The sequence below is a fragment of the Rhodococcus sp. MALMAid1271 genome, assembly GCF_049195265.1.
Lineage (GTDB): Bacteria > Actinomycetota > Actinomycetes > Mycobacteriales > Mycobacteriaceae > Rhodococcoides.
On sequence record NZ_JBMIRQ010000105.1, the window covers coordinates 1 to 24,921 of the forward strand.

Sequence of the window (24,921 nt, forward strand, 5' to 3'; positions counted from 1 at the left end):
CAGTTCTCGCATGCCATCGGTCGTGCGGAGATCACGGGCACCTAGGAAGCCTGACCCACCCCAGTCGAGCGCCTTTTGCGTATCCAGAGGTACGCAAAAGGCGCACGACAGGGGTGGGTCAGGCTTCGTAGGTGCCCGTGATCACCGCACGACCGATGGCATGCGAGAACAGATTGAAGCCGAGGTACGCGGGAGTGGCCGTCTCGTCCACTTCGAGACGTTCGACGTCCACGGCGTGAACCACGATGAAGTACCGGTGCGGTCCATGACCTTCCGGCGGAGCGGCACCGATGTAGCGGAACAGGCCCGCGTCGTTCTTCAGCGTCACCGCGGTACTGGGAACACCGGTACCGCCGTCGTCACCTGCGCCCGAGACCAGCGAGGTCGTCTCCACCGGGATGTTCGCCACAGCCCAGTGCCAGAACCCCGATGCCGTCGGTGCGTCCGGGTCGTAGACGGTGACAGCGAAGCTCTTGGTGCCCTCGGGAAATCCCGACCAGGACAGCTGCGGAGAGGTGTCGTGACCACCGGCTCCCATGATCCCGCTGGCCTGCGCAGTGGCCAGAGCCTTGCCGTCCTCGACGTCCTCGGACGTCAGCTCGAAGGATGGTAGATCCGGAAGCGAGTCGTATGGGTTGTACGCCACAGTGTTTCCTTTCGTCTCAGCTGTGCATCAAGAAGTGTTCCAGTACCTGTGTACCGAACTCCAACGACTCCACGGGTACTCGTTCGTCGATGCCGTGAAACAACGCCGCGAAATCGAGCTCCGGCGGGAGCTTCAGCGGAGCGAAACCGAAGCAGCGAATACCGATGCGGGCGAACGCTTTCGCATCGGTTCCTCCGGACAGCATGTAGGGAACGGTTCGACCGTTCGGATCGTGCGCCAGGACGGCCTCGTTCATCGCGTCGACGAGATCTCCGTCGAAGGTGGTTTCGTACGGCTCGAGTTTCGTGATCCACTCCCGCTCGACATCGGGGCCGATCAACTCGTCGACCTCCTTCTCGAATGCTGCCTGTCTCCCGGGCAGCACCCGGCAATCCACCACCGCAGTGGCCGTCTGCGGGATCACGTTGGCCTTGTAGCCGGCGGAGAGCATCGTGGGGTTCGCTGTGTCTCGTAGGGTCGCTCCGACGATGCGGGCGATGCTTCCGAGCTTGAGCAGGGTGCCGTCGATGTCCGGCGACTCCGGGTCGAAGTCGAGGCCCGACTCCTCGGATACCGCGTGCAGGAACTGCGATACGGACTCGGTGAGGACCAACGGGAACGTGTGATTGCCGAGCCTTGCGACGGCCTCCGCCAGGTAGGTCACGGCGTTGTCCTCGTGCAGAAACGACCCATGCCCTGCTCGCGCCTTCGCCGTGAGCCGCATCCAGGCCAGGCTCTTCTCCGCCGTCTCGACCATGTAGAGGCGCTTTTCGGAGCCGTCCGGGCGCGCAACGGTCAGCGAGAATCCGCCCACCTCGCCAACCGCCTCGGTGACGCCCTCGAACAGATCGGGTCGGTTCTCGACCAACCAGTGCGATCCGTACTTACCGCCTGCCTCCTCGTCGGCGAGGAACGCGAACAGGATGTCGCGAGGTGGGACGGTTCCGTTCGACTTGAACTGCCGAGCCAGCGCCAGCGCCATGCCCACCATGTCTTTCATGTCGACCGCGCCGCGGCCCCACACGTATCCGTCCTCGACGGCACCGGAGAAAGGATGCACACTCCAGTCGGCGGGTTCGGCGGGGACGACATCGAGGTGTCCGTGCACAAGCAGAGCGCCTCGGGCGGGGTCGGCACCGCGCAACCAGGCGAAGACATTGCCTCGACCGGGTGCGCCGGACTCGACGTACTCGGTCTCGTAACCGACCTCCTCGAGTTTTCCGGCCACCCACTCGGCACATTCCTTCTCACCGACCGTGGTGTCGAGTTCTCCGGTGTTGGAGGTGTCGAACCGGATGAGGGAACTGACCAGGTCGACGACTTCGTCGAGAGCGACCGTTGGGTTCGGCTCGGTGCTGTTTCCGGGGTTGCTCACATCGTTGGGCACACCCTTGTTCCTACCATCCGAATCGGCCGCCGGCACTACTCGGCGAAGGCCTCGCGCATCAACTGACGTGGGGATTTGGGTTATCGTGAACCCGTCGGATAATCTTACGCAGCGCACAGCGGCCGGCTGTGAGTGCGGGAACAGAACACGCGACAGTAGTTGCACTTGTCCGAGTGGCGGAATGGCAGACGCGCTAGCTTGAGGTGCTAGTGTCCTATTAACGGACGTGGGGGTTCAAGTCCCCCCTCGGACACCGTCTGAAAGTTACTGACAGACAAAGATTTTCACGGATCTGAGTTGAGACAGACGAAACGGACCCTGATTCTTCGGAATCGGGGTCTTTTTCGTTGGTTCGCTTCGACGGCTCGACCGGGCCGATGCTAGGAGACTGACGATGGACTCGATCGACCCCACCGAGCTCGAAACGTGCCTTCGGGTACTGAAGCAGGCCGCGGAACTGGACAAGAATCACCCTGATTCGATCGCCGTTCAGCGCGCCTCCGGTGCCATGTTCAAAGATCTCAAGCGTGCTCGACGCATCGCCGCGCGCAATGCCGTCAACGCCGCCGACCGTGCCGTCGTGGCTGCGACCGCAACGGGTTCACCGGACCGGATCGACGACGAGACGGCGGGGTTGTCGCTGACCTCTCGCGCCGAGGGCGAGATCGCAGGCACACTGATCAAGGCTCGCCCCTGCTACATCTGCAAGCAGCGGTACACCGATGTGGACGCGTTCTATCACCAGCTGTGCCCGCAGTGCGCCGCGCTCAACCGCGGTAAGCGCAATGCTCGCACCGACTTGTCGGGCCGACGCGCCCTACTGACGGGAGGTCGCGCGAAGATCGGGATGTACATCGCACTTCGACTGCTCCGCGACGGTGCCCACACGACGATCACCACCCGATTCCCCAACGATGCGGTACGGCGATTCGCCGCCATGGACGACAGCGATCAGTGGCTGCATCGACTGCGTGTTGTCGGAATCGATCTGCGGGATCCGGCTCAGGTCGTGGCGCTGGCAGATTCGGTCGCAGCCGAGGGTCCGCTCGACATTCTGATCAACAACGCCGCGCAAACGGTCAAGCGCTCCCCCGGCTCCTACAGTGCACTGGCCGACGCCGAGGCCGAACCCCTCCCCGCCGCCCTGACGGAAGGGTCGGGCCCCGAACGCATCACCTTCGGCAAGACCAGCGATGCCCACCCGGCATCCTTGGCGAGCTCCCTACCGACCACTGCCTTGGGCGGGCAACCTGCCGCCGCACTCAGCGCTCAGGACGTGGCCTCGCTCGCCATGGTCGCGGGTTCGGTCACCGCCGAGAGAATCGAGAGCGGCCTCGCGATCGACGCAGGCGGTCTGGTACCCGATCTTGCCGAGACGAACAGCTGGATCCACACCGTCGAGCAGGTCGATCCGGTCGAACTGCTCGAGGTACAACTGTGCAATTCCGTTGCTCCGTTCATCCTCGTCTCGCGTCTTCGCCCGGCGATGGAGGCCTCGAACGCTCGGCGCAAATACGTTGTCAATGTCTCGGCGATGGAAGGCCAGTTCGGCCGCGCGTACAAGGGGCCAGGACATCCACACACCAACATGGCCAAGGCCGCACTGAACATGCTCACACGAACCAGTGCGAAGGAAATGCTGGACAGCGGAATTCTGATGACTGCCGTCGACACCGGCTGGATCACCGACGAACGCCCGCATCCGACCAAGATGCGTCTGGCCGACGAGGGATTCCACGCCCCCCTCGACCTGGTGGACGGGGCGGCTCGGGTCTACGACCCGATCGTGCAAGGAGAACTCGGAACAGATCTGTACGGTGCCTTTCTCAAGGACTATCGACCGTCCCCGTGGTGAACCCGACGCGCGCCGGGAAGATGATTTCGCCCGGGTCGCCCCCGGATGAACGCAGGCTGCGATACTCGGGAAGCCGAAGCCGTCTTGCGTGAGCGGGCGGCCCTTCAGACGCACCGATAGGCGGTCACCATGGGCGAGGACGTCGAGCGTCGTAAATTCACCCGGCAGGACAGGCACGAATTTCGCCAGAAAGTGCAGGACTGTCTCGACGCCCTGGCGATGATGCTGGCCGACGAGACTTTTCACGTCGGGGAACCTCAGATCGGCATGGAGATCGAGCTCAATCTCGTCGACGACGACATGGCACCGTCGATGGCCAATGCCGAGGTGCTCGACGCCATTGCCGATCCCGATTATCAGACAGAACTGGGCCAGTTCAACATCGAGATCAATGTCGAACCGCGGCCGTTGCGAGGCGAATCCATCGCCCAGCTCGAGACGGATCTGCGGCGGTCGCTGAATGCGGCCGACGAACGTGCGCGTACCTCGGGCAGCCACCTTGCCATGATCGGAATGCTTCCGACGCTGGACGAGGAGCACTTCGAGCATCGATGGCTCTCGGCGAATCCGCGATACGACCTGCTCAATCAACAGATCTTCGCCGCGCGAGGCGAGGACATCGAGCTGAAGATCGGCGGCGTTCGGCTCCCCGGTTCCGGCGACACCGAAGACCTCGACATCGTCACCGACACCATCCTCCCCGAGGCCGCGTGCACGTCGGTGCAGTTGCACCTGCAGGTTGCCCCGGATGAGTTCGCGTCGTATTGGAATGCGGCACAGGCACTCTCGGGTGTGCAGGTGGCACTGGCCGCAAATTCACCGTTTTTCGCCGGACGCGCACTATGGCACGAAACGCGCATTCCACTGTTCGAGCAGGCCACCGATACCCGCCCCCAGGAGCTCAAGAACCAGGGTGTTCGGCCGCGGGTGTGGTTCGGCGAGCGATGGATCACGTCGATCTTCGATCTGTTCGAGGAGAACTCGCGCTACTTCCCTGCCCTGCTTCCCGTCTGCAACGACGAGGACCCCAAGGCCGCTCTCGCCGAGGGAAAGACGCCGTCGCTGTCCGAGCTGCGCATGCACAACGGAACCGTGTATCGATGGAACCGGCCGATCTACGACCGATCGGGCGACGGCCACCACATCCGGCTCGAGAACCGCGTACTGCCGGCCGGACCATCGGTGGTCGATACGCTCGCCGATGCTGCGTTCTATTACGGGACGGTGCGCGCGTTGGCCGATGCCGACCGACCGCTGTGGTCCCAGATGTCCTTCGACGCTGCCGAGGAGAACGTCCATTCGGCAGCGCGGGGCGGTTTCGATTCGATGCTGTACTGGCCCGAGGTCGGCTGGGTGAGCCCGCAGGAGCTGGTGTTGCGTCGGCTGCTACCGATGGCCGACGCCGGGTTGACCGCCTACGGCGTGGATGCGAATGTCCGCGCCCGGTATCTCGGCGTGATCGAAGCCCGGTGCCTGGCCAAACAGTCCGGCTCGGTCTGGCAGAGAAATGCAGTGGTCGCCCGGGAACGCGCAGGCGAGAAGCGTGATCGGGCTCTGGCCGGGATGTTGGGCGATTACGTCACGCTGATGAACTCCGGAGAGCCGGTGCACAGCTGGAGCAATTGAGGGCACGTCGACTCACCTCGGTAACCGCGTTAGTGTCGCTGTTATGAATTCGCCTGCTTCGGACTCGACCACCGGCCCCGATCGCACCTACGACATCGTCGTCTACGGTGTCACCGGCTTCGTCGGACGACTGACTGCGAAGTACCTCGCCGAGCACGCTCCGGCCGAGACACGCATCGCGCTGGCCGGACGCTCGACCGCTCGGGTACAGGCCACGCAGAAAGAACTCGGCCCGAAGGCCGCACAGTGGTCCGTGATCGAGGCCGACGCCACCGACATCACGTCCGTCGAAGCCATGGCCCGCTCGACGCGTGTGGTCATCACGACGGTCGGCCCGTACGCGAAGTACGGGTTGGCGCTGGCCACCGCCTGTGCCGAGGCTGGGACGGACTACGTCGATCTGACCGGCGAGGTCCTGTTCGCGCGCGCGAGCATCGACGCCAACCACGAGATCGCACAACGCACCGGTGCCCGCATCGTCCACTCGTGTGGATTCGATTCCGTCCCGTCCGACATCGGCGTACATGCGCTGTACGAGGCTGTCACCGCAGACAACGCCGGCGAACTGACCGACACGACTCTGGTGGTCACCTCGATGTCCGGCGGGGTCAGCGGCGGCACCATCGACTCCCTGCGCGGGCAGATCGAAGCGATGAAGAAGAACAAACAGGCCCGGCGCATCGCCGCTCGGCCGTACTCGCTCAGCCCGGATCGTGGACTCGAGCCACAGCTCGGTCGTCAACTCGACACCGTGCTGATCGACGGTAAGAAAATCGACCCGAGTGTGCGCGGCTGGAAAGCGCCCTTCGTGATGGCCTCGTACAACACACGCGTGGTGCGGCGCAGCAACGCCCTTCGCGATTGGGCCTACGGGAAGCAGTTTCGCTACAGCGAAGTGATGAGCGTCGGATCGTCTTTCGCCAGTCCCCTTCTCGCCGGTGCGTTGTCGGTCGGACTGTTCGTCGGCGTGTCCGCCATGACGGTTCTGCCGGGAAAGATACTGGACCGCGTTCTCCCAAAGCCAGGCACCGGACCCAGCGAAAAAGTCCGTGAGAAGGGGCATTTCACCGTCGACCTGTACACCCTCACCACCTCTGGTGCCCGCTACCGAGCCCGCGTCAAGGCCTCGGGCGATCCCGGGTACAAGGCGACGGCAGTCATGCTCGCGGAGTCGGCATTGGCGCTGGTGTTCGGAGGCGATGCTCTACCGAAAGCGAGCGGTGTTCTCACGCCGGCCACGGCGATCGGAGACGTGCTCATCGATCGCCTGAATGCGGCCGGGATGGAGATCTGGGCCAAGCGCAACTGACCCGCAGTCAGTAGTGGTCATGAAGCATCGACCGGGCGCTGATCTACTCGCCGCGACCCTGCCGGTGGGCCGTGTCGCGGCGGAGTCGGTCGGAGCCCTCGCGGCCGAATTAGGCAGAATGCGCACTGCTCTCGGTCTTCGTCCGGCCGGCGGAACGGACACGCGCGAAGCTGCACCGAGTGCGTCACCCGATCGGATAGCCGCCTCGTTCATGGGCGACTCGGTGCTGCGGATCGGCGGTGCACCGGTGCAGCCGTTCGCCGATCTGTCCGGTTTCTTCCCGGTGTCCGATGGCTGGGTCCGAACACACGCGAACTATCCCCATCACCGAACGGCGCTGCTCGATGCTGTCGGACTCGATATCGACTGCGGCGCAGATCGATTCGCCGACCGAGTGGCGGGAATGACCGGTGCCGAACTCGAACGGGCAGGTGCTCGGCACGGCGCCCTTGCGGTGCAGGTTCGAACGGAGGAGCAGTGGCGCGCGCACCCGGCCGGTGCAGCGGCACGCCTCGGACCGTTGATCTCGCGCACAGACGCCACCGACACGGCCGGCTACCGCATGCCCGAGTTCCGGGGCTGCACTGCCGCCGCTCCGCTGGCAGGAGTCCGCGTACTCGATCTCACGCGGGTGATCGCCGGCCCGGTGGCCACCCGTGCGCTGGCACTGTTCGGTGCCGAGGTGCTGCGCATCGATTCGCCGCACCGTCCCGAAATCGAGTGGCAGCACCTGGAGAACGGGCAGGGCAAACGTTCGGCCTCGGTGGATCTGGATACCCGCGACGGATGTGCGCGCGTCCAGCGATTGCTCGACTCCGCGGACGTTCTGGTGACCGGGTACCGACCGGGCGCACTCGAACGTTTCGGCCTCGAGCACCGAGCGGACGTCGTGCACGGGCGGGTGAGCGCCTGGGGTACTCACGGGCCGTGGTCCGGGCGGCGGGGTTTCGACAGCCTCGTTCAAGCCGCTTCCGGCATTGCGGTGCTCGAAGGCAGCGGCGGAGAACTCGGGCGACTCCCGGCTCAGGCGCTCGACCATGCGAGCGGGTACCTCGTTGCCGCCGGAATCGTCGGCGAACTGGCCGACCGTGCGAGCGGGACAGGGTCGAGCGCCTCGATCGAGGTGTCGTTGGCCCGAACAGCAGCATGGCTTCTCCAACTACCCGGGCGAGAACGACATCACGGTCCGCGTCGAACGCCGCCGCCGGACTGCGTCGTGACCAACGGACGTATCACTGCGGCGAGGCCGGTGTTCGACGACTATCCCGACTACCCGTTTCCGGCACGCCCTTGGGGAGCCGACGAGGCAACCTGGTTGTGAGGTGAAGCAGCCTCGGTGCGGGGTGGTCCCGGCGAATCACGGGCGGGCGGTGACCGCCGATACCTCGCTGTAGAGCTCGGCTGCTTCCGTGGCCGAATCCACTTGGGGTGGCGACCCGTCGAGAGGTTGGGTGGCGGACTCACGCAGGAATCCGAGTGCGATGAGACCGACGACGCCGCTGACGATGAGATAGTACGCGGGAACCATCGCGCTACCGGTTGCGCTGACCAGAGCAGAGGTCACCAGCGGAGTCGTTCCACCGAAGATCGAGACCGACAGATTGAATCCGATCGAGAGCGCTGCGTAGCGAATCCGGGTGGGGAACAACGCCGGCAGCGTGGACGCGCTCGGGGCGGCAAAGCACGCCAGGACGATGCCGAGCACCAGGCAGGCAACCAGTGGGCCGACCCACCCACTTCCACGTAACAGCAGGAAGCAGGGCACGGCCAGAACTATCTGGCCGACGGCCCCGAACACGAACACCGGCTTGCGGCCTATTCTGTCGGTGAGCCTGCCCACGAAGACGATGATGGACACCACCACGATCATCGCCGAGAGCACCAGCAGATCGGCACTGAGTTGACTGCGTCCGATCACCTCGGTGAAGTACGTCGGCAGGTACGAGGTCACCATGTAGTTGGTCACGTTGTACAACAAAACGATTCCCATGCAGATCAGCAGAGCCCGCCAGTGATCGGTGAAGATCTTCCCGATCGATTTCCGGCCACTCTCCTGCGCCTTGACCTTGCTGTCGTGCTCGTCGAGTTGCTTGCGGAACGCAGGGGTGTCCTCGAGTTTCAGCCGCAGGTACAGGCCGACGATGCCCATCGGCCCGGCAACGAAGAACGGTATGCGCCAGCCCCATTCGACCATCGTGGAGTCCCCCAGGACGGCGTTGAGTATCGTCACCAAGCCGGATCCCATGGCGTATCCGACGAAGGTCCCGAAATCGAGCCAGCTACCGAGAAATCCACGCCGCTTGTCCGGTGAATACTCGGCGATGAATGTCGTTGCACCGCCGTACTCGCCGCCGGTGGAGAACCCTTGAACCAATCGTGCGACGAGGAGCAGGATCGGTGCCCAGATCCCGATGCTGGCATAGCTGGGGATGAGCCCGACGGCAAGGGTGCCGATCGACATCATGATCATCGTGGCGGCGAGAACCTTCTGCCGACCGATCCGGTCCCCCAACGGTCCGAAGAACAGCCCGCCGAGCGGCCGCACCACGAATGCCGCGGCAAACGTTGCGAACGTCGAAATCAGCTGGACCGCAGGGGTGGCATCGGGATAGAACACCTTGCCCAGAGTTGCTGCCAAATAGCCGTAGACGCCGAAGTCGAACCACTCCATCGTGTTGCCGAGGGCGGCGGCCGACACAGCACGCTTGAGCATCGGCTGATCTACGACGGTGATGCTCTCCTCTGACAGTGCAGGCTTGTGCCGCATGCGCTCGGAGAACGCGTTGCGCCGAAGATGCTGGACGTGTCGCCGTCCCCACCGCTTCCGGGGTGGGGCTGTGTCAGGTCCTTGCGCTACCGTCATTCATCAACGTTAGCCAGTAAAACGACACGATCACAATGCCCGCCGGCAAGTCCGCGACACTCGGGCAGCATCGGCCCAGGCGAGTTACCGATCGACGAATATGCCACAGCACGTTGACAATTGGGGCAATTGAGTCAATGCGGACATACACGGCTGGGCCGCAGCGGACCCGTTCAGCTCGGAGCTGGCAGTATGGGCCTGTGCCGAACCACAACTACGGGCTGACTGTGCACTGGACGGGCAACCGCGGCGAAGGAACGTCCGGCCTCACGACCTACGACCGCGATCACCTCGTGACTGCTCCAGGCAAACCGGATCTCCACGCGAGTTCCGATCCGAGCTTTCGCGGCGATCCGCAACGGTGGAATCCGGAAGAGCTGCTCGTGGCGTCACTGTCGAGCTGTCACATGCTGTGGTACCTCGGACTTGCCGCGGCCTCCGGCGTGACCGTCACCGACTACGTCGACTCCCCCACCGGTGTGATGACCGAGCAATCCGACGGATCCGGGCAGTTCGTCGAGGTCACGCTCGCCCCGACCGTCACGATCGCCGATCCGTCGATGACCCACCGCGCCGAGGAACTGCACGCTGCCGCGTCGGCCAAGTGCTTCATCGCACGATCGGTCAATTTCCCGGTCCGGCACGTCCCGACCACCGAAGTAGCGTCGTGAACACCCCCTTGATCGTCGACGTCGACACCGGCATCGACGACTCGCTCGCGCTGCTCTACCTGCTCGCGACCGAAGACGCGGAGATACTCGGAATCGCCTCCACCGCCGGAAACGTGCCGGTGAATCAGGTTGCCGCGAACAACCTGGCCTGGCTGGATCTGTGCCGAGCGGACGACATCGAAGTCGCACTCGGCGCACAAGTTCCGTTGGTGGCACCACTGATGACCACCGAAGACACTCACGGACCGCAGGGCATCGGCTACGCCGAACTGCCGGTCTCACAGCGTTCACTGTCCTCGCGAGACGCCACGAGGATGTGGATCGAACTGGTGCGTTCACGACCGGGCGAGATCACCGGCCTCGTCACCGGGCCGCTGACCAATCTCGCACTGGCGATTCGCCGTGATCCCGAACTGCCTCGACTGCTGAATCGGTTGGTGCTGATGGGCGGGGCGTTCCAGCACCAGGGCAACACCACGCCGACGAGCGAATGGAACATTGCCGTCGACCCCGAGGCTGCCGCCGAGGTGTTCGCCGCCTTTTCCGGACTGCCGCCGGAACGACGACCGATCGTGTGTGCGCTCGACATCACCGAAACCATCGAGATGACTCCCGAACACATCCGACGACTTGCCGTACGCGCCGGAAGCCCGGTGCCGGAGGTCATCTCGCCGGCCGACGCGCCGCACGTTCGATCGACCGCACCGAATCCGATCGTGCGGCACTTCTCCGATGCAGTGCGGTTCTACATGGAATTCCATCGCGATCACGATCAGGGATTCTTGGCGCACATGCACGATCCGTTTGCGGCCGCAGTTGCCGTGGAACCCGGCATCGCCACCTATCGACATGCCACCGTCGATGTCGAACTCACCGGAACCCTCACGCGCGGAACGACAGTCGCGGACTGGCGCGGCATGTGGGGTAAGGAGCCCAATGCCGCGATCGCAACCCACACCGATCCGCAGGCATTCTTCGACGAGCTGATCGAACGGGTCGGAGCGCTCGCAGCACGGCTGTATCCCGCAGCACGAGACTCAGGAATCGAACGCGTCGAGTAACTGCTGGGCCGCAAGCGCGGCGGTCAAGGAACCGTCGCGCACACGGGATTCGACGTCGCCGCGAATTGCCTCGACCGATGGATTCCGGGCCAGCCGACGCAGCAGTTGATCATTGACCATCGTCCAGGTCCAATCGACCTGCTGCCTGCGACGCTTCTCCGCGAATTCCCCTGCGTCGGTGAGCACTTGCCGGTGCCGCAGCACAGTATCCCAGTACTCGTCGAGTCCGGTGCCCTCGATGGCACTCATCGTCAATACGGGCGGCTTCCAGACCGCGTCGTGTGGATAGATCAGTCGCAGAGCACCCGCCAACTCCCGCGCTGCGTTCTTCGCATCGGTCGCGTGTTTGCCGTCTGCCTTGTTGACCGCTACCAGATCCGCGAGTTCCAGAACGCCTTTCTTGATGCCCTGCAACTGATCTCCGGTACGTGCAAGGGTGAGGAACGTGAAGCAGTCCACCATGTTGGCCACGGTGACCTCGGACTGACCGACGCCAACCGTCTCGACGAGAATGACGTCGAAACCGGCGGCTTCGAGCAGGACGATCGTCTCTCGGGTCGCCCGGGCCACTCCGCCGAGAGTGCCCGAGGTAGGAGACGGCCGAATGTAGGCGTTCTCCTGCACTGCCAGGCGTGACATCCTGGTCTTGTCACCCAGAATCGAGCCGCCGGTTCGCGTCGACGACGGGTCGACTGCCAGCACCGCGACGCGGTGCCCGTTCTCGATCAGGCGCATACCGAGCGCATCGATGAACGTCGACTTGCCGACCCCCGGCACTCCCGTGATCCCGACCCGGTGGGAGCCGCCCGCATCCGGCAGTACGCGCAGCAGCAATTGCTGCGCCAGGTCCCGATGATCCGACCGTGTCGATTCGACCAGCGTGATGGCTCTGGCCAGACCGGATCGCTCGTTCGCTCGGACCGATTCGGCAACCGCGTCGATGTCGATGCTGCGGCCACGGTTGGACCCCGCACCGTCGGGAGAACCCAGGCCTTTGTTCGGAGCTCCCATGTTCAGGCGTTGGCCTCGCGTGGCGCGTGGCCGAGCGACACGGAGAGTTTCTCCACCAGCCCGATCGCCGCATCGGCGATGACCGTGCCCGGAGGGAAGATCGCGGCGGCGCCCGCAGCGTAGAGCTCGTCGAAATCGCCGGGCGGAATGACGCCGCCCACGACGATCATGATGTCCTCACGGCCCACATCGGCCAACGCCTGACGCAGCGCAGGGACCAGCGTCAGGTGACCAGCCGCCAGTGACGACACACCGACCACGTGGACGTCGTTGTCGGCGGCCTGACGGGCCACCTCCTCCGGCGTCTGGAACAGCGGACCGACGTCCACGTCGAAGCCGATATCGGCGAATGCGGTGGCAATGACCTTCTGGCCGCGGTCGTGCCCGTCCTGACCCATCTTGCACACCAGCACACGGGGCCGGCGGCCCTCGTCCTCGGCGAACTGTTCGACCAGCGCGGTCGCGCGGGTGATGTTCTCGGACTTGCCTGCCTCGTCGCGGTACACACCACTGATTGTCCGGATTTCCGCCTGATGGCGCCCGTAGACCTTCTCGAGCGCCTCGGAGATCTCGCCCACGGTGGCCATCTTGCGTGCCGCATCGATGGCCAGGGCCAGCAGGTTGTTCTCCATGCCCGGCTGATCCGACGCGGCAGCTCTGGTCAGATTCGCCAGTGCCGCCTCGACCTCGGCGGTGTCGCGCTCGGCGCGAAGTCGCTCGAGCTTCTCGATCTGCTCGCGGCGCACCTTCGAGTTCTCCACCTTGAGTACTTCGATGGTGTCGGGCTCGTCGGGCACGTACTTGTTGACGCCCACCAGCGGCTGGCGGCCGGAGTCGATGCGGGCCTGCGTGCGGGCAGCTGCTTCCTCGATGCGCAGCTTCGGAATTCCCTCACTGATGGCCTGCGCCATCCCTCCCGCTTCCTCGACCTCGGCAATGTGCGCCCGCGCTCGGTTCGCGAGCTGGTGGGTGAGCCACTCGACGTAGTGGGAGCCACCCCACGGATCGATCGGACGGACGGTGTTGGACTCCTGTGCGATGAGCAACTGCGTGTTGCGGGCGATGCGAGCCGAGAAATCGGTCGGCAGAGCGAGGGCCTCGTCGAGTGCGTTGGTGTGCAGCGACTGGGTGTGGCCCTGGGTGGCCGCCATGGCTTCCACGCACGTGCGCGCGACGTTGTTGAACACATCCTGTGCCGTCAACGACCAACCCGAGGTTTGCGAGTGGGTCCGCAGCGAACGCGATTTGGCGCTGGTGGGTTCGAATTGCTGGACGAGCTCGGCCCAGAGCAGTCGACCGGCACGCAGCTTGGCGACCTCCATGAAGAAGTTCATTCCGATGGCCCAGAAGAACGACAGTCTCGGTGCGAACGTATCGATGTCCATGCCCGCGTCGAGACCGGCCCGGATGTATTCGACACCGTCCGCGAGGGTGTAGGCGAGTTCGAGATCGGCTGTGGCACCGGCCTCTTGGATGTGGTAGCCCGAAATGGAGATCGAGTTGTATTTCGGCATCTTCGCGCTCGTGAACGCGAAGATGTCCGAGATGATGCGCATCGACGGCTTCGGCGGATAGATGTAGGTGTTGCGGACCATGAACTCTTTGAGGATGTCGTTCTGGATGGTCCCGGCGAGTTTCTCCGGGCCGACGCCCTGCTCCTCCGCCGCTGCGACGTACAGCGCAAGAATCGGTAGCACGGCACCGTTCATCGTCATCGACACCGAGACACTGCCGAGGTCGATTCCGTCGAACAGCTGACGCATGTCGTAGATGGAATCGATGGCCACTCCGGCCATTCCGACGTCACCCTGTACTCGCGGGTGATCGGAGTCGTAACCCCGATGGGTGGCCAGGTCGAACGCCACCGACAAGCCCTTCTGGCCGGCCGCGAGGTTGCGGCGGTAGAACGCATTGGACTCGGCCGCGGTGGAGAATCCGGCGTACTGGCGAATGGTCCACGGCTGGTTGACGTACATCGTGGGATACGGCCCACGGAGAAACGGCGGGGCACCGGGATAGCTGTGCAACGGGTAGCCCTCGGCCTCGGCGGCCTCACGATCGGCCTCGGTGAACACCGGCTTGACGTCGATGCCCTCCGGCGTCGTCCACACGACCTGCTCGGGAGTGTAGAAATTGGCCTTCGCGCCCTGCTCCACGTGGGCAGCGACGTCCTCCGACGACGGTGGCGGAGGCGTCGGCTCGTCGGGATCGACAAGGGGCACATCGGCGAAGCTGCCGATGGTGTGCGAAATTCGGTTCTCGTCGGTACTCACTTCTTCGCTCCCAGCGTGTCGAGAAGTTCGGTCAGCACGGCGATGGCATCGACCTTCGCGGTCAGGAAGCCATCGGGGCGTGACGCGCCTTCGATGCCGGCGAAGATCTTCTCCGGTCCGGCAAGCAGTACCTGTGAAACACCCGCCGCGCGCAGTGCATCCACGGCTGTGGCGGCCTCCTCGGTGTATCTGGTGTCGGTGCCGCACACCACGGCGACGGAGGCTCCGGAGGCCTCGACCGATCCGGCGATGGCGTCCACGGTCAACGGCCCGGGGTTCACGGCCTCGATTCCGCCGGACGCCAACAGGTTCGACGCGAACGTGGTTCGAACGTTGTGTTCGGCGACGCTCCCCAGCGGTATCAGTAGCACTGTGGGGCGGCAATCGTGCTCGGCGAGAAAGGCATCGGAACGATCGCGGAGAGCTTCGAATGCTCGGCCGTAGCGGTAGACCGTGCGCGAGCCCTGCGGGGCGCTCTGCTGTGGAGTCAGTGGTGCCTCGGCCAGATTCGGAAATTCGTTGACGCCGGTCAAGGGGGTCACTCGGTGGGCGACATCGGAATCACGTTCGGCGCGGGTCTTCTCGAGCGCCGCCACGAGTGAACCGTTTTCGACGGCGGCGCTGAATCCGCCCGTCGCCTCGACGCTCTGGAAGAACTCCCATGCCTTCGCGGCCACCGAGGCAGTGAGATCCTCGATGTACCAGGACCCCGCACCCGGATCCAGAACACGGCCGAGGTGGGCCTCCTCGAGGAGCAACAACTGAGTGTTTCTGGCGATGCGCGCGGCGAATGTCTTCGATACTCCTGCTGCCCCACCGCCCAGGGCCGCATCGAACGGCAGGACCGTCACCGAATCCGCGCCGCCGACGCCTGCTCCGAACGCCGCCAGCGTGGTCCGCAGCATGTTCACCCATGGATCACGCTGCGACATCATCGCTTCCGAGGTCACCGCATGCTGTGGGGCATCACCGGCATCCGGTGCTCCGCAGACCTGTGCGATGCGTGCCCACAGAATGCGTGCGGCCCTGAATTTCGCGATGGTCAGGAACTGGTCGTCGCTGGCAGCGAATCGAAATTCGACCTGCCGCAGCGCCTCCGTGATACTCACTCCGGCAGCCGTCATGGACCGGAGGTATTCCAGGCCCGCGGCGATAGACGCGCCGAGCTCCTGAGCGTCAGCGGATCCGAGATTGTGAAATACGGTGCCGTCGACGGTGATCGCGCGAACCGACTCGTCTCGGGCGACGCAGGCGCGGATCAGATCGAGTGCGTCGGCCATCTCGATCGACTGGGTTTCGCCCACGCGAGCGGTGAGAGTGTCCACTCCGAGCCGGATGTCCACAGCGGCGCGATCGTCGATGTCGGCCGCGTCCAGTACTGCGAACAACGCTGCCGCTGCGGCCTTCACCTCGCCCTGCGCGTCGATCGTCAGCGGCGCGAGCTCGAGGAATACTCCCTGCAGAACCTCCGGCAATGCCGTCGGATCGACACCACCGGCTCCGACCGTCAACCACAGGGCACTGGTGCCGTTGGCGAGCGAATCGAGTATCTGGGAGTTGAGCGTCGTGGCGTCGTCGGCGCCGTCTCCGCGGACCGAGCCGTGGCGGGTGCACACCTTCCAACCCGCGTTGACGTCCCGATACCGGTCACGGCCCCGCAGGAATGGAAACTGCCCGGGCAGAGGACCTTCCGGGCGCTCGTCGAGCGCGGTGTACAGCGGGGACACCGTGATGGCGTCGTAGGTCGTCGAATCGAGTAGGTGTTCGGGATCGGCGGGCAGCTCGGACGTGTCGACCCGGCGCGATTTGGCCAACACACCGGCCACTGCTCGTTGCCAGGCCGCATGGGCGCTGCGTGCGGCATCTTCGTGCGACGCGATGGACACGTGTGCTGCTCCCTCGGTTCGGCGGGTGGTACTGCGCCCGACTTGAAGTGATGCTAACCCCACTTCGTTGCAGGCTATCGTGAGGTTCACCTCACGTTCGGTGCTGCCGGCGCAGCGTTCGAGGTCCGCGGTGGCACGGTTCGGCTGTCCAGAAGAAACCGAGTGTCACTTCACGCCGGTACGCTGACCTCTCGTGACCCGGCACCTGCGCGACCTCCGACTGCTCGCGTTGGTGGTGATGATCATCGTCTTCGCCCTCGTGGCCGTGTTGGTACCTCATCCGAGTATCGATCAGATTCGCCAATGGGGCATATCCGTCGGTCCTGCGTTCCCGCTCGTGTTCTGCGCGGTCCATGCGCTCGTCACCATCGCGCCGGTGCCGAGAACCTTGTTCACGCTCAGCGCCGGAGTCCTGTTCGGACCGCTGACCGGTTTGGCAGTGACCATCGGGGCGTCGACGGTCAGCGCGATCGTGGCTCTGCTTCTGGTCCGTGCGATCGGTCGGGAAGCAGTGGCAGCACGGATGTCGCACTCGGCCCTGGACTCGATCGACGACAGCCTGCGCCGACGTGGGTGGCTCGCTGTGGGCTCACTGCGGCTGATCGCTCCGGTGCCCTTCTCGTTGGTGAACTATGCCTGCGGTGTGTCGGCGGTGCGTGTTGTGCCGTTCGCGGCGGCAACGGCGGCAGGCATGCTGCCGGGCACTCTCGGGATAGTCCTGATCGGCGGAGCCATCGGAGGCAATTCGCATCCAGCACTGTTGGTGGTGTCCGCGGTGTGCATCGCGATCGGCCTCACCGGCCTGTTCGTCGACTGGCGACTGTCGCGCAAGTCGGGCCTCGAGTCCGAATCCGAGGGAGTTGGTCAAGTCCAGAAGCTTGACTCTAAGTAATCAAGCCTGGAAGCTTGACCAAGTGGTATCAACGATCTAACCTTGTCACATGTTCGTGCTGACCGTGGACCAACGTCGCAGTAGACGCGATATCGACCGAGTGCCCGAACTCCTCGACCGATATCGTGAACACCAGCTGATTCGGCCCTTCGATCGCACCGCAGGCGACGAAGTACAGGCGGTATCCGACAACGCAGACACCGTCGTGACCATCGCCCTCGAACTGATATCCACACGGCACTGGACCGTGGGAATCGGCATCGGGCCCGTCGAGCTTCCACTCCCGGAAACCACGCGCGCGGGCCGCGGGCCGGCCTTCGAGGCAGCTCGTGACGCCGTGAACAGAGCAAAGAACGCACCCGTGGCGCTTGCCGTCAGCGGACCCGACCCCGCCGCAGCAGAGGACGCGGAGACGGCATCGACCCTGGTGGCCCTGCTCATCGATCGACGCACGGATCCCGGCCGGGAAGCGGTCGCGCTCATGGCTCGCGGACTGTCGCAAACCGACGCAGCAGAACAGTTGAAAATCAGCAAGCAAGCAATGTCACAACGGCTCTCGGTCGCCGGCTGGCACATCGAAACCGCAGGCCGTACCCTCGCCGCTCGACTGCTCGACGCCGCGAACACCACAGGAAGTCACCGGCCATGATCATCATCGCCCTCGTTCTTCTCGCACTGGCCGCACTCGCCGCGGTCGTCCCCGGCACCGGCGCTCGCCGGTGGCTACCCACGACGATCGCAACGACACTGCTGGCCGTCGCGGCGATCCTGGCGATCGTGGCCGGGCCTGCCTACGGTCTCGGCCACGCCGTCGGGATAGTCCTCAGCGTGCTCGCCGCCGCGATGGGCGGCACCGCGGCCGTACCGACGGTATTTCGGGTCGCCCGACGACAGAACGACTCGACCGGAGAAGATCCGGTCGAGCCGCTCCGTGGAGGACTGATCATCGGCGTCCTCGAACGCGTGGCCGTGGCAGTGTCGATCCTCGCCGGTTGGCCGGAGGGCATCGCCATCGTGCTGGCCGTCAAGGGACTCGCGCGCTACCCCGAACTCCGCGAGTCCCACGCTTCCGAACAATTCATCATCGGCACCTTCGCCAGTGTGCTGTGGGCACTGGCAGCAGGCGGCGTGGGCACCGCTCTGATCAACTGACCGAAAGCCGTGCCTCAGCGCTGTTCCGGCTCCGCCTCCGGCGACGCCGACAGAGCACCGATGTCCAATCCCTTCGACAGCTCAGGGGCCGCCGCCAACGAGGTGTCGACCGGCTTGCGCGCCACCGCCTCTGCCGCCTTGACCGCCTCGGCCACCGCCGGATCGGTCTTGGTCTCGAACCATTCGGCGACCTCGTCCGAGTCGTCCTCGGGCTTGGGCTCGTTGCCGTCCGATTCGTTGGGCTCGTACCGGAACACCCCGTCCTCTCCGGGCGCACCGAGAGTCTTGGCGAATCCCTTGAGTGCATCGCCGAAATCGCTCGGGATCATCCACACCTTGTTCGCATCACCCTGCGCCATCTGCGGCAGCGTCTGCATGTACTGATACGCGAGCAGTTCTGGCGTCGGCTTGCCTGCCTTGATCGCACCGAACACCTTCTCGATAGCCTTGGCCTGGCCCTGCGCTTCGAGGTACTTCGCGGCCCGGTCACCCTGCGCCCGCAGTATCCGAGACTGCCGCTCACCCTCCGCGGTGAGGATGGCTGCCTGCTTGCCACCCTCGGCCGCGAGAATTCGACTCTGCTTGTCGCCCTCGGCCGTCTTGATCGCCGACTCACGATGTCCCTCGGCGGTGAGGATGGTCGCTCGCTTCTCACGATCGGCCTTCATCTGCTTCTCCATCGACTCCTGGATCGACGGTGGCGGATCGATGCTCTTGAGCTCGACTCGAGCCACACGCAGACCCCAACGGCCGGTCGCCTCGTCCAGCACGACGCGCAGTTGGCCGTTGATCGAATCACGCGAGGTGAGGGTTTCCTCCAGCGTCATGCCGCCGACGACGTTACGCAGAGTGGTGGTGGTCAACTGCTCGACACCGACGATGTAGTTGTTGATCTCGTACACGGCCGACTGCGGGTTGGTCACCTGGAAATAGACGACGGTGTCGATCGACACCGTCAGGTTGTCCTTGGTGATCACCGGCTGAGGGGGAAACGACACGACCCGCTCGCGTAGGTCGACCTTGGCACGAATGCGGTCGACGAACGGCACGAGGAACGTGAGCTGGCCGGACACGGTGCGCGTGTAGCGGCCGAGCCGTTCGATGACGGCGGCGTCGGCCTGCGGGACGATCGAGATGGACTTGGCCATCAGCACCGCGACGAACGCGACGATGACAGCCAGTGCGATGAGTGCTTCCACTGGCTACGGTCCCTTCCATACGACGGCGGTAGCGCCGTCAATTTCCATCACGGTCACGGTGGTACCAGGGGCGTAGACCTCGGTCTCGTCGAGAGGACGAGCGGACCACACCTCACCACCGAGCTTGATCTGACCTTCGTGGGCAGTGATCTGTTCGAGAACGACCGCACTCTTTCCGGTGAGCGCGGCCACGCCCATCGGGGTGTCGGGCGGATGTGCGAAGCGCCGCAACAGAATCGGCCTCAACCCGAGCACCAATGCCAGTGAAAGCACACCGAAGACGATCGCATCGACCCACACCGGGAAATCGGTCAGAGCCGAGACGCCCGCAGTGCCCAGGGCACCACCGGCGATCATCAGAAGAAAGAAGTCGCCTGTCATTGCTTCGGCACCGGCCAGTACCACTGCCGCTATGAGCCAAATGAGCGCTGCCACAGCCTCCATCCTGACACGAAACGGACATCCGGCGGTGGATCAGCTGCTCAGGAGGGTTGTTCGGTGACGAAGTCGACCAGTTGTTCGACAGCCCCGATCAACGGTGCCTCGAGATCCCGAAAGCTCGACACCGACGAGTACACCCGCCGCCAGCCCTCTCGCGGACTTCCCCAGCCCAGCTCCCGACAGATCCCCGTTTTCCAGTCCTCGCCGCGTGGAATCCTCGGCCACGCAGCGATACCCACGGCGGACGGCTTGACCGCCTGCCAGACATCGATGAACGGATGACCGGTGACGAGCACATGTTCGCCGAGCGACCTCGTCAACGCCGATTCCTTCGAGCCGGTCACCAGGTGATCCACCAGCACTCCGACGCGACGCCCCGGCCCCGGACCGAACTCGGCCAACCGCTCCCCCAGATTGTCGAGACCCTCCAGATGCTCGACGACCACGCCCTCCACCCGAAGATCGTGCCCCCACACACTTTCCACGAGGGCCGCGTCGTGCACACCCTCGACCCAGATCCGACTCGCACGCGCCGTCCGAGCCCGCAGGCCCTCGACCTTGGTCGAACCGGAGGCCGAGCGCGTCTGCTGTCGCGCCGCAGCGGCAGGCTTCGGACGGATCAGAGTCACTCGACGTCCGTCGATCAGGAATGCCGCCTCGCGCAGGGCGAACAGACGCGTCGTGCGGGCACCGTCCTCGAGTCGAACGAAGTCGCCGTCGTAGGTGCGCTCGAACCCGACCACCGCCCCGCAATAACCTGAACCGGCATCCTCGACCACCAGTCCACGCTCGGCCGACACCTCCGGTGCCGGGACCTTGCGCATCCGACTGTGCCCTTTGAGAATGTCTCCGCCGTACATGTCGTTCACGGCGAACAACGCTAGCGATACCGGTGCCCGAGCACAGTTCGCCACGCCGACCTATGCTCGTGAGTCGTGTGTTCTTCCAGTGCAAGCCTCGCCCTGTGGACCAGTTCCTGGCTGGCCGGTGCCAGCTCACCGGACGACGTCATCGACGCCATGTTCGAGTGGGCTCCGATGCATCTCGTCGGTGCGGGCGATGCGACCGCGGCCGAGGCCTTCGGGCTGCCGCACCCCGGCTACGCCGAATCCATCGCCGGACTGCTGCAGGCGATCAGGGCAACCGCAGGTGCGGTGCCACAACCGGCCGTCGGTGAGGAAACGGTCCGGCTCGTCTTGCCTGCTCCCGGTGCGGTGACCGGATTGCCCGCGAACACCGACTTCTCACGCGCGGCGCTGAACTCCGGCCAAGCGGTGACCGTCGGAACTTCCGGCTGCCCGGGAATCGGACTGGTGCCAGTAGTCGAGGGCCCCGATGTGCTGCGCTGGACGGTGTATTCGATCGTCGTTCCCGAGCACGGTCACCGCGAACAGGGCTTGGGTGAGGCCGAATACGAGATGCGCGAGGCCGTACGCGGCGCGGCGGATGCGCTGGCGCAGATGCAGGCACTGCCCACCCGAACGCTCGACGGCGATCCCCGCACCCGCATCGCCGCCCTGATGGCCGAGGCGGCCCGCCACCGCTACCCAGCCGAGATGTCCGACAGGGCATTTCGGGTCCTGGAATCGGCCGATCGGGTAGCGGCCATTCTGACCGTAGCGTCCGGGTCCGCCCCCTCGGAGGCCCCCACCGCGATGGGTGCGGCCGCGCGCGAGGAACTCCTTCGACCGTTGTGGGCGGCAGTGCGCACCGCTCGCACCATCGCTGTCGCGACGAGCATCGACGCGGCACTGCACTCCGCGTGATGCCCCTCGACGGTTGGAGCGGCCGCTAGCGGGTGGCCGCCGCCGCAGGACGAGCCGGTCTGGTCGGTTGTTCGCAGCAGCCGACGGCGCAGCGGACGCCGTCGAGAGTGGAGCCGTAGCCGGGCACGCGGCCCAGGCGGCGGCACTGTCCGCCGACGCGATATTCCTCGACGAGTTCACGGATCATCATCGGAAAGCGCGCATCCGATCCGGGAGTGCCGGCGCGGGCCAACTCCATTCCGAGTTCACGGGCCTTCTCCTCGGCCTCGGTATCGAGATCCCACACCACCTCGAGATGATCGGAGACGAATCCGATCGGACACACGATCACCGCCTCGACCGACCGTGCCGACAGCGCTTCGAGGTGATCACAGATATCGGGGTCGAGCCACGGAACCTGCGGTGGTCCGGAACGGGACTGCCACACCAGGTCGTAGTCCTCGACGCCGGACGCGGCCGCGACCAGTCGCGATGCCTCGGCCACCTGGCGACTGTAGAGGTGGCCGCCGTCCTCGGGAGGACCGGCGTTGGCGTCGGCGGCAGAGGGAATCGAGTGCGCGGTGAAGACCAGCCGAGCACCGGCGCGGCACTGATCGGGCAGCGAAGCACGCGCGGCCGCAACGGCGTCGGTGAAGGCGTCGACCATCAACGGATGGTCGTAGTACTGCCGGATCTTGAGCAGGTGTGGTGCGTCCTCGCCGACTGCGGCGCGAGCGCGAGCGATGTCCTCGTGGTACTGCCTGCACCCGGAGTAGCCGCCCCACGCCGAGGTCGGAAACACCAGCGCCGATCGGACCCCGTCCGCTGTCATGGCCGTAACGGTGTCCTCGATCATCGGGTGCCAGTTGCGATTTCCGAAGTAGATCGGCAGATCGATTCCCGCCGAATCGAATTCGGCGCGAAGCGCCGCGATGATCTCACGATTGAGCTCGTTGATCGGAGACACTCCACCGAAGTGCATGTAGTGCTCGACGACGGAGTCCAGACGCTCCGGCGGCACACCGCGTCCGCGAGTGACGTTCTCCAGGAACGGACGAACGTCGCTCGGCTGTTCCGGGCCGCCGAACGAGAGCACCAACAGCGCGTCGAATTCTCCAGGGGTGGTCATCAATCCATTGTGCCCCTGTCGCAGACCGGCCTCGACACAGGTCCGATCTGCGAACGAAACCAACGGTGAGCGAGACCACGTACGGTTCCGCCCACCGCGGCGTCACATGTTGTCGGGCAGATACGTGTTGTGGCTGGCTCCGCCGTCGACGTAGACGATGGACCCGGTGGTGCCGGGCAGCCAATCCGAGAGCAACGCGACGATGGACTTGGCCACGACGGTCGGGTCGTTGACGTCCCAGCCGATGGGGGCAGCGCCGTCCCAGTAGACGTTCAGTTGGTTCATCTTCGCGGCATCGTCGGTTGCCGTACCGGCGATCGCCTTGGCGGCGAGGGTCTTGATGGGCCCGGCAGCGACGAGGTTGGAGCGAATACGCTTGGCAGCGCCCACTTCCCGGGCGACGTAGCGATTGACCGATTCGAGTGCGGCCTTGGCCACGCCCATCCAGTTGTAGTACGGCATCGACGTGCGGGGGTCGAAATCCATACCGACGATGGAGCCGCCCTCGTTCATGACCGGCAGCACTGCACGCGCCAGCGACGCGTAGCTCCACGCCGAGATCTCGAAGGCCTTCGCGGCATCGGGGCCGGGACCGTCGAGGAACGGCTTGGCATCCGGGCCCATCAGGGTGCGGGGCGCGAATGCGATCGAATGCAGAACCCCGTCGATGCCCTCGGGTGCCACCTCGCGGACGCGATCGGCCAACGCAGCGAGGTGCTCCTCGTTGGTGGCGTCGAGCTCGATCGCCGGGGGCACCTCCTTGGGCAGACGTTGCGCGATGCGGTCGATGAGCCGGAGCCGATCGAAACCGGTGATGATCACCTTCGCGCCCTGGTCCTGCGCCATGGCAGCAGCGTGGAATGCGATGGAGGCATCGGTGATGATGCCGGTGACCAGAATCGTCTTGCCTTCGAGCAATCCGCCCATAGTGCTGTGTTCCTTACCTCGACGATGAGAATCTATGATGTTCAGCCGAAAAGTTTTGTGCTTGACGAACTCTCAGTGGCCCATGCCCATACCGCCGTCGACGGGAATAACGGCACCGGACACGTAACCCGAGTCCGGGCCCGCGAGGAAGCTCACCACTGCGGCGACGTCCTCGGGCTGGCCGAGCCGTTGAAGGGGAATGAACTCTTTCGCCTTGTCGCGGAGATCGTCGGACAGCTCCGCGGTCATGTCCGTTTCGATGAATCCCGGAGACACGACGTTCGCCGTGATCGACCGCGAACCGAGTTCACGGGTGATCGACCGAGCCATGCCGATGACACCGGCTTTGGACGCTGCGTAATTGATCTGACCCGGCCCACCGCCGAGGGCGACGACCGAACTGAGGAAGACCATCCGGCCCCAACGCGCACGCAGCATGGCGCGGTTGGCGCGCTTGGCAACACGGAAGGCACCTGTCAAGTTCGCATCGATCACACGTTGGAACTGGTCCTCGGTCATCCGCATCAACAGGGTGTCGTCGGTGATGCCGGCATTGGCCACGAGAACCTCGACGGGCCCGTGCTTTTCCTCGACCTCCTTGAAGGCGGCGTCGACGGAGTCGGAGTCGGTGACGTCGCAGACGACCCCGAGCAATCCGTCGGGAGCCCCGGAGCCGCGGTGGGTGACGGCCACCTTGTGTCCGTCGGCACTGAGTCGTTGGGCGATGGCCAGACCGATACCCCGGTTACCTCCGGTGACGAGTACCGATCGCGCGATGAAGTCAGGTGTGGACATGCCTAGCAACCTATCTGTTCGTCCTGGAATGACAAAGCGAAACTTACTGGTGA

At 64.8% G+C, this 24,921-nt stretch carries 22 protein-coding genes and 1 tRNA gene; 11 read left to right on the forward strand and 12 right to left on the reverse strand.

Annotation, left to right across the window (positions count from 1 at the left end; genetic code table 11):
* Window positions 1-118 precede the first annotated feature (118 nt).
* Window positions 119-646, reverse strand: coding sequence for a YbhB/YbcL family Raf kinase inhibitor-like protein (locus tag ACOQFP_RS16685; protein ID WP_206488571.1), 528 nt, complete (start codon window positions 644-646; stop codon window positions 119-121).
* A 16-nt stretch (window positions 647-662) separates the two neighbouring features.
* Window positions 663-2,033 carry a M20/M25/M40 family metallo-hydrolase gene (locus ACOQFP_RS16690; protein WP_421584943.1) on the reverse strand — a complete coding sequence of 457 codons (1,371 nt, stop codon included), beginning with the start codon at window positions 2,031-2,033 and terminating at the stop codon, window positions 663-665.
* A 167-nt stretch (window positions 2,034-2,200) separates the two neighbouring features.
* Between ACOQFP_RS16690 and ACOQFP_RS16695 the strand changes: the two genes are divergently transcribed.
* The 5 genes from ACOQFP_RS16695 (at window position 2,201) to ACOQFP_RS16715 (ending at window position 8,144) form a co-directional block, all read left to right on the forward strand.
* Window positions 2,201-2,286: transfer RNA gene (locus tag ACOQFP_RS16695), tRNA-Leu, on the forward strand.
* Between the two features lie 141 nt (window positions 2,287-2,427).
* On the forward strand, window positions 2,428-3,888 hold the full coding sequence (locus ACOQFP_RS16700; RefSeq protein ID WP_341243753.1) for an SDR family NAD(P)-dependent oxidoreductase: 1,461 nt from the start codon (window positions 2,428-2,430) through the stop codon (window positions 3,886-3,888).
* 129 nt (window positions 3,889-4,017) lie between these two features.
* Entirely contained in the window at window positions 4,018-5,514 is a 1,497-nt protein-coding gene (locus tag ACOQFP_RS16705; protein WP_421584944.1) for a glutamate-cysteine ligase family protein, read from the forward strand.
* A gap of 43 nt (window positions 5,515-5,557) precedes the next feature.
* Window positions 5,558-6,823 (forward strand): saccharopine dehydrogenase family protein, encoded by a 1,266-nt coding sequence (locus ACOQFP_RS16710; RefSeq protein WP_421584945.1) that lies wholly within the window; start codon window positions 5,558-5,560, stop codon window positions 6,821-6,823.
* Window positions 6,824-6,842: 19 nt separating this feature from the next.
* Complete coding sequence (locus tag ACOQFP_RS16715) at window positions 6,843-8,144, forward strand: CoA transferase (RefSeq protein WP_421584946.1); 1,302 nt, start codon at window positions 6,843-6,845, stop codon at window positions 8,142-8,144.
* A gap of 36 nt (window positions 8,145-8,180) precedes the next feature.
* On the opposite strand, the gene proP is transcribed toward ACOQFP_RS16715, so the two are convergent.
* A complete protein-coding gene (gene proP / locus ACOQFP_RS16720) occupies window positions 8,181-9,686 on the reverse strand; it encodes a glycine betaine/L-proline transporter ProP (RefSeq protein WP_206488566.1) in 1,506 nt (501 codons plus the stop codon).
* Window positions 9,687-9,886: 200 nt separating this feature from the next.
* Here proP and ACOQFP_RS16725 point away from each other — a divergent pair, with 200 nt between their 5' ends.
* Window positions 9,887-10,357 (forward strand): OsmC family protein, encoded by a 471-nt coding sequence (locus ACOQFP_RS16725; protein WP_206488565.1) that lies wholly within the window; start codon window positions 9,887-9,889, stop codon window positions 10,355-10,357.
* Complete coding sequence (locus ACOQFP_RS16730) at window positions 10,354-11,418, forward strand: nucleoside hydrolase (protein WP_421584947.1); 1,065 nt, start codon at window positions 10,354-10,356, stop codon at window positions 11,416-11,418. The genes ACOQFP_RS16725 and ACOQFP_RS16730 overlap by 4 nt, the downstream gene beginning before the upstream one ends.
* On the opposite strand, the gene meaB is transcribed toward ACOQFP_RS16730, so the two are convergent.
* From meaB to ACOQFP_RS16745, 3 genes are read right to left on the reverse strand one after another with little or no spacing between them, the layout of a single operon-like run.
* Window positions 11,395-12,429: a methylmalonyl Co-A mutase-associated GTPase MeaB gene (meaB, locus tag ACOQFP_RS16735; RefSeq protein ID WP_241256333.1), complete on the reverse strand. Its 1,035-nt coding sequence runs from the start codon at window positions 12,427-12,429 to the stop codon at window positions 11,395-11,397. The two genes, ACOQFP_RS16730 and meaB, sit on opposite strands and share 24 nt — an antisense overlap.
* Window positions 12,430-12,431: 2 nt before the next feature.
* A complete protein-coding gene (scpA, locus tag ACOQFP_RS16740; protein WP_421584948.1) occupies window positions 12,432-14,702 on the reverse strand; it encodes a methylmalonyl-CoA mutase in 2,271 nt (756 codons plus the stop codon).
* Window positions 14,699-16,588: a methylmalonyl-CoA mutase family protein gene (locus ACOQFP_RS16745; RefSeq protein WP_421584949.1), complete on the reverse strand. Its 1,890-nt coding sequence runs from the start codon at window positions 16,586-16,588 to the stop codon at window positions 14,699-14,701. Before ACOQFP_RS16745 ends, scpA begins: the two co-directional genes overlap by 4 nt.
* Window positions 16,589-16,781: 193 nt before the next feature.
* On the opposite strand from ACOQFP_RS16745, the gene ACOQFP_RS16750 reads away from it, so the two are divergent.
* The 3 genes from ACOQFP_RS16750 to ACOQFP_RS16760 are packed head-to-tail and all read left to right on the forward strand — an operon-like array spanning window position 16,782 to window position 18,632.
* Window positions 16,782-17,480: a TVP38/TMEM64 family protein gene (locus ACOQFP_RS16750; protein ID WP_421584950.1), complete on the forward strand. Its 699-nt coding sequence runs from the start codon at window positions 16,782-16,784 to the stop codon at window positions 17,478-17,480.
* 49 nt (window positions 17,481-17,529) lie between these two features.
* Window positions 17,530-18,129 (forward strand): hypothetical protein, encoded by a 600-nt coding sequence (locus tag ACOQFP_RS16755; protein WP_341243748.1) that lies wholly within the window; start codon window positions 17,530-17,532, stop codon window positions 18,127-18,129.
* Window positions 18,126-18,632, forward strand: coding sequence for a hypothetical protein (locus ACOQFP_RS16760; protein WP_421584951.1), 507 nt, complete (start codon window positions 18,126-18,128; stop codon window positions 18,630-18,632). The genes ACOQFP_RS16755 and ACOQFP_RS16760 overlap by 4 nt, the downstream gene beginning before the upstream one ends.
* A gap of 14 nt (window positions 18,633-18,646) precedes the next feature.
* On the opposite strand, the gene ACOQFP_RS16765 is transcribed toward ACOQFP_RS16760, so the two are convergent.
* The 3 genes from ACOQFP_RS16765 to ACOQFP_RS16775 are packed head-to-tail and all read right to left on the reverse strand — an operon-like array spanning window position 18,647 to window position 21,132.
* Complete coding sequence (locus ACOQFP_RS16765) at window positions 18,647-19,831, reverse strand: SPFH domain-containing protein (protein ID WP_341243747.1); 1,185 nt, start codon at window positions 19,829-19,831, stop codon at window positions 18,647-18,649.
* Between the two features lie 3 nt (window positions 19,832-19,834).
* The gene (locus ACOQFP_RS16770) at window positions 19,835-20,266 is read right to left on the reverse strand and encodes an NfeD family protein (RefSeq protein WP_421584952.1); all 432 of its coding nucleotides are present in this window, start codon (window positions 20,264-20,266) and stop codon (window positions 19,835-19,837) included.
* Window positions 20,267-20,313: 47 nt separating this feature from the next.
* Window positions 20,314-21,132 carry a DUF3097 domain-containing protein gene (locus ACOQFP_RS16775; RefSeq protein ID WP_206488796.1) on the reverse strand — a complete coding sequence of 273 codons (819 nt, stop codon included), beginning with the start codon at window positions 21,130-21,132 and terminating at the stop codon, window positions 20,314-20,316.
* 75 nt (window positions 21,133-21,207) lie between these two features.
* On the opposite strand from ACOQFP_RS16775, the gene ACOQFP_RS16780 reads away from it, so the two are divergent.
* Window positions 21,208-22,038: a hypothetical protein gene (locus ACOQFP_RS16780; RefSeq protein WP_421584953.1), complete on the forward strand. Its 831-nt coding sequence runs from the start codon at window positions 21,208-21,210 to the stop codon at window positions 22,036-22,038.
* A 25-nt stretch (window positions 22,039-22,063) separates the two neighbouring features.
* Here the strand turns inward: ACOQFP_RS16780 and ACOQFP_RS16785 are convergent, their stop codons facing one another.
* The 3 genes from ACOQFP_RS16785 to fabG1 form a co-directional block, all read right to left on the reverse strand.
* On the reverse strand, window positions 22,064-23,146 hold the full coding sequence (locus ACOQFP_RS16785) for a ferrochelatase (RefSeq protein ID WP_421584954.1): 1,083 nt from the start codon (window positions 23,144-23,146) through the stop codon (window positions 22,064-22,066).
* 102 nt (window positions 23,147-23,248) lie between these two features.
* Window positions 23,249-24,073 (reverse strand): NADH-dependent enoyl-ACP reductase InhA, encoded by an 825-nt coding sequence (gene inhA / locus ACOQFP_RS16790; RefSeq protein WP_421584955.1) that lies wholly within the window; start codon window positions 24,071-24,073, stop codon window positions 23,249-23,251.
* Window positions 24,074-24,145: 72 nt separating this feature from the next.
* A complete protein-coding gene (gene fabG1 / locus ACOQFP_RS16795; RefSeq protein ID WP_341244974.1) occupies window positions 24,146-24,868 on the reverse strand; it encodes a 3-oxoacyl-ACP reductase FabG1 in 723 nt (240 codons plus the stop codon).
* Window positions 24,869-24,921 lie beyond the last annotated feature (53 nt).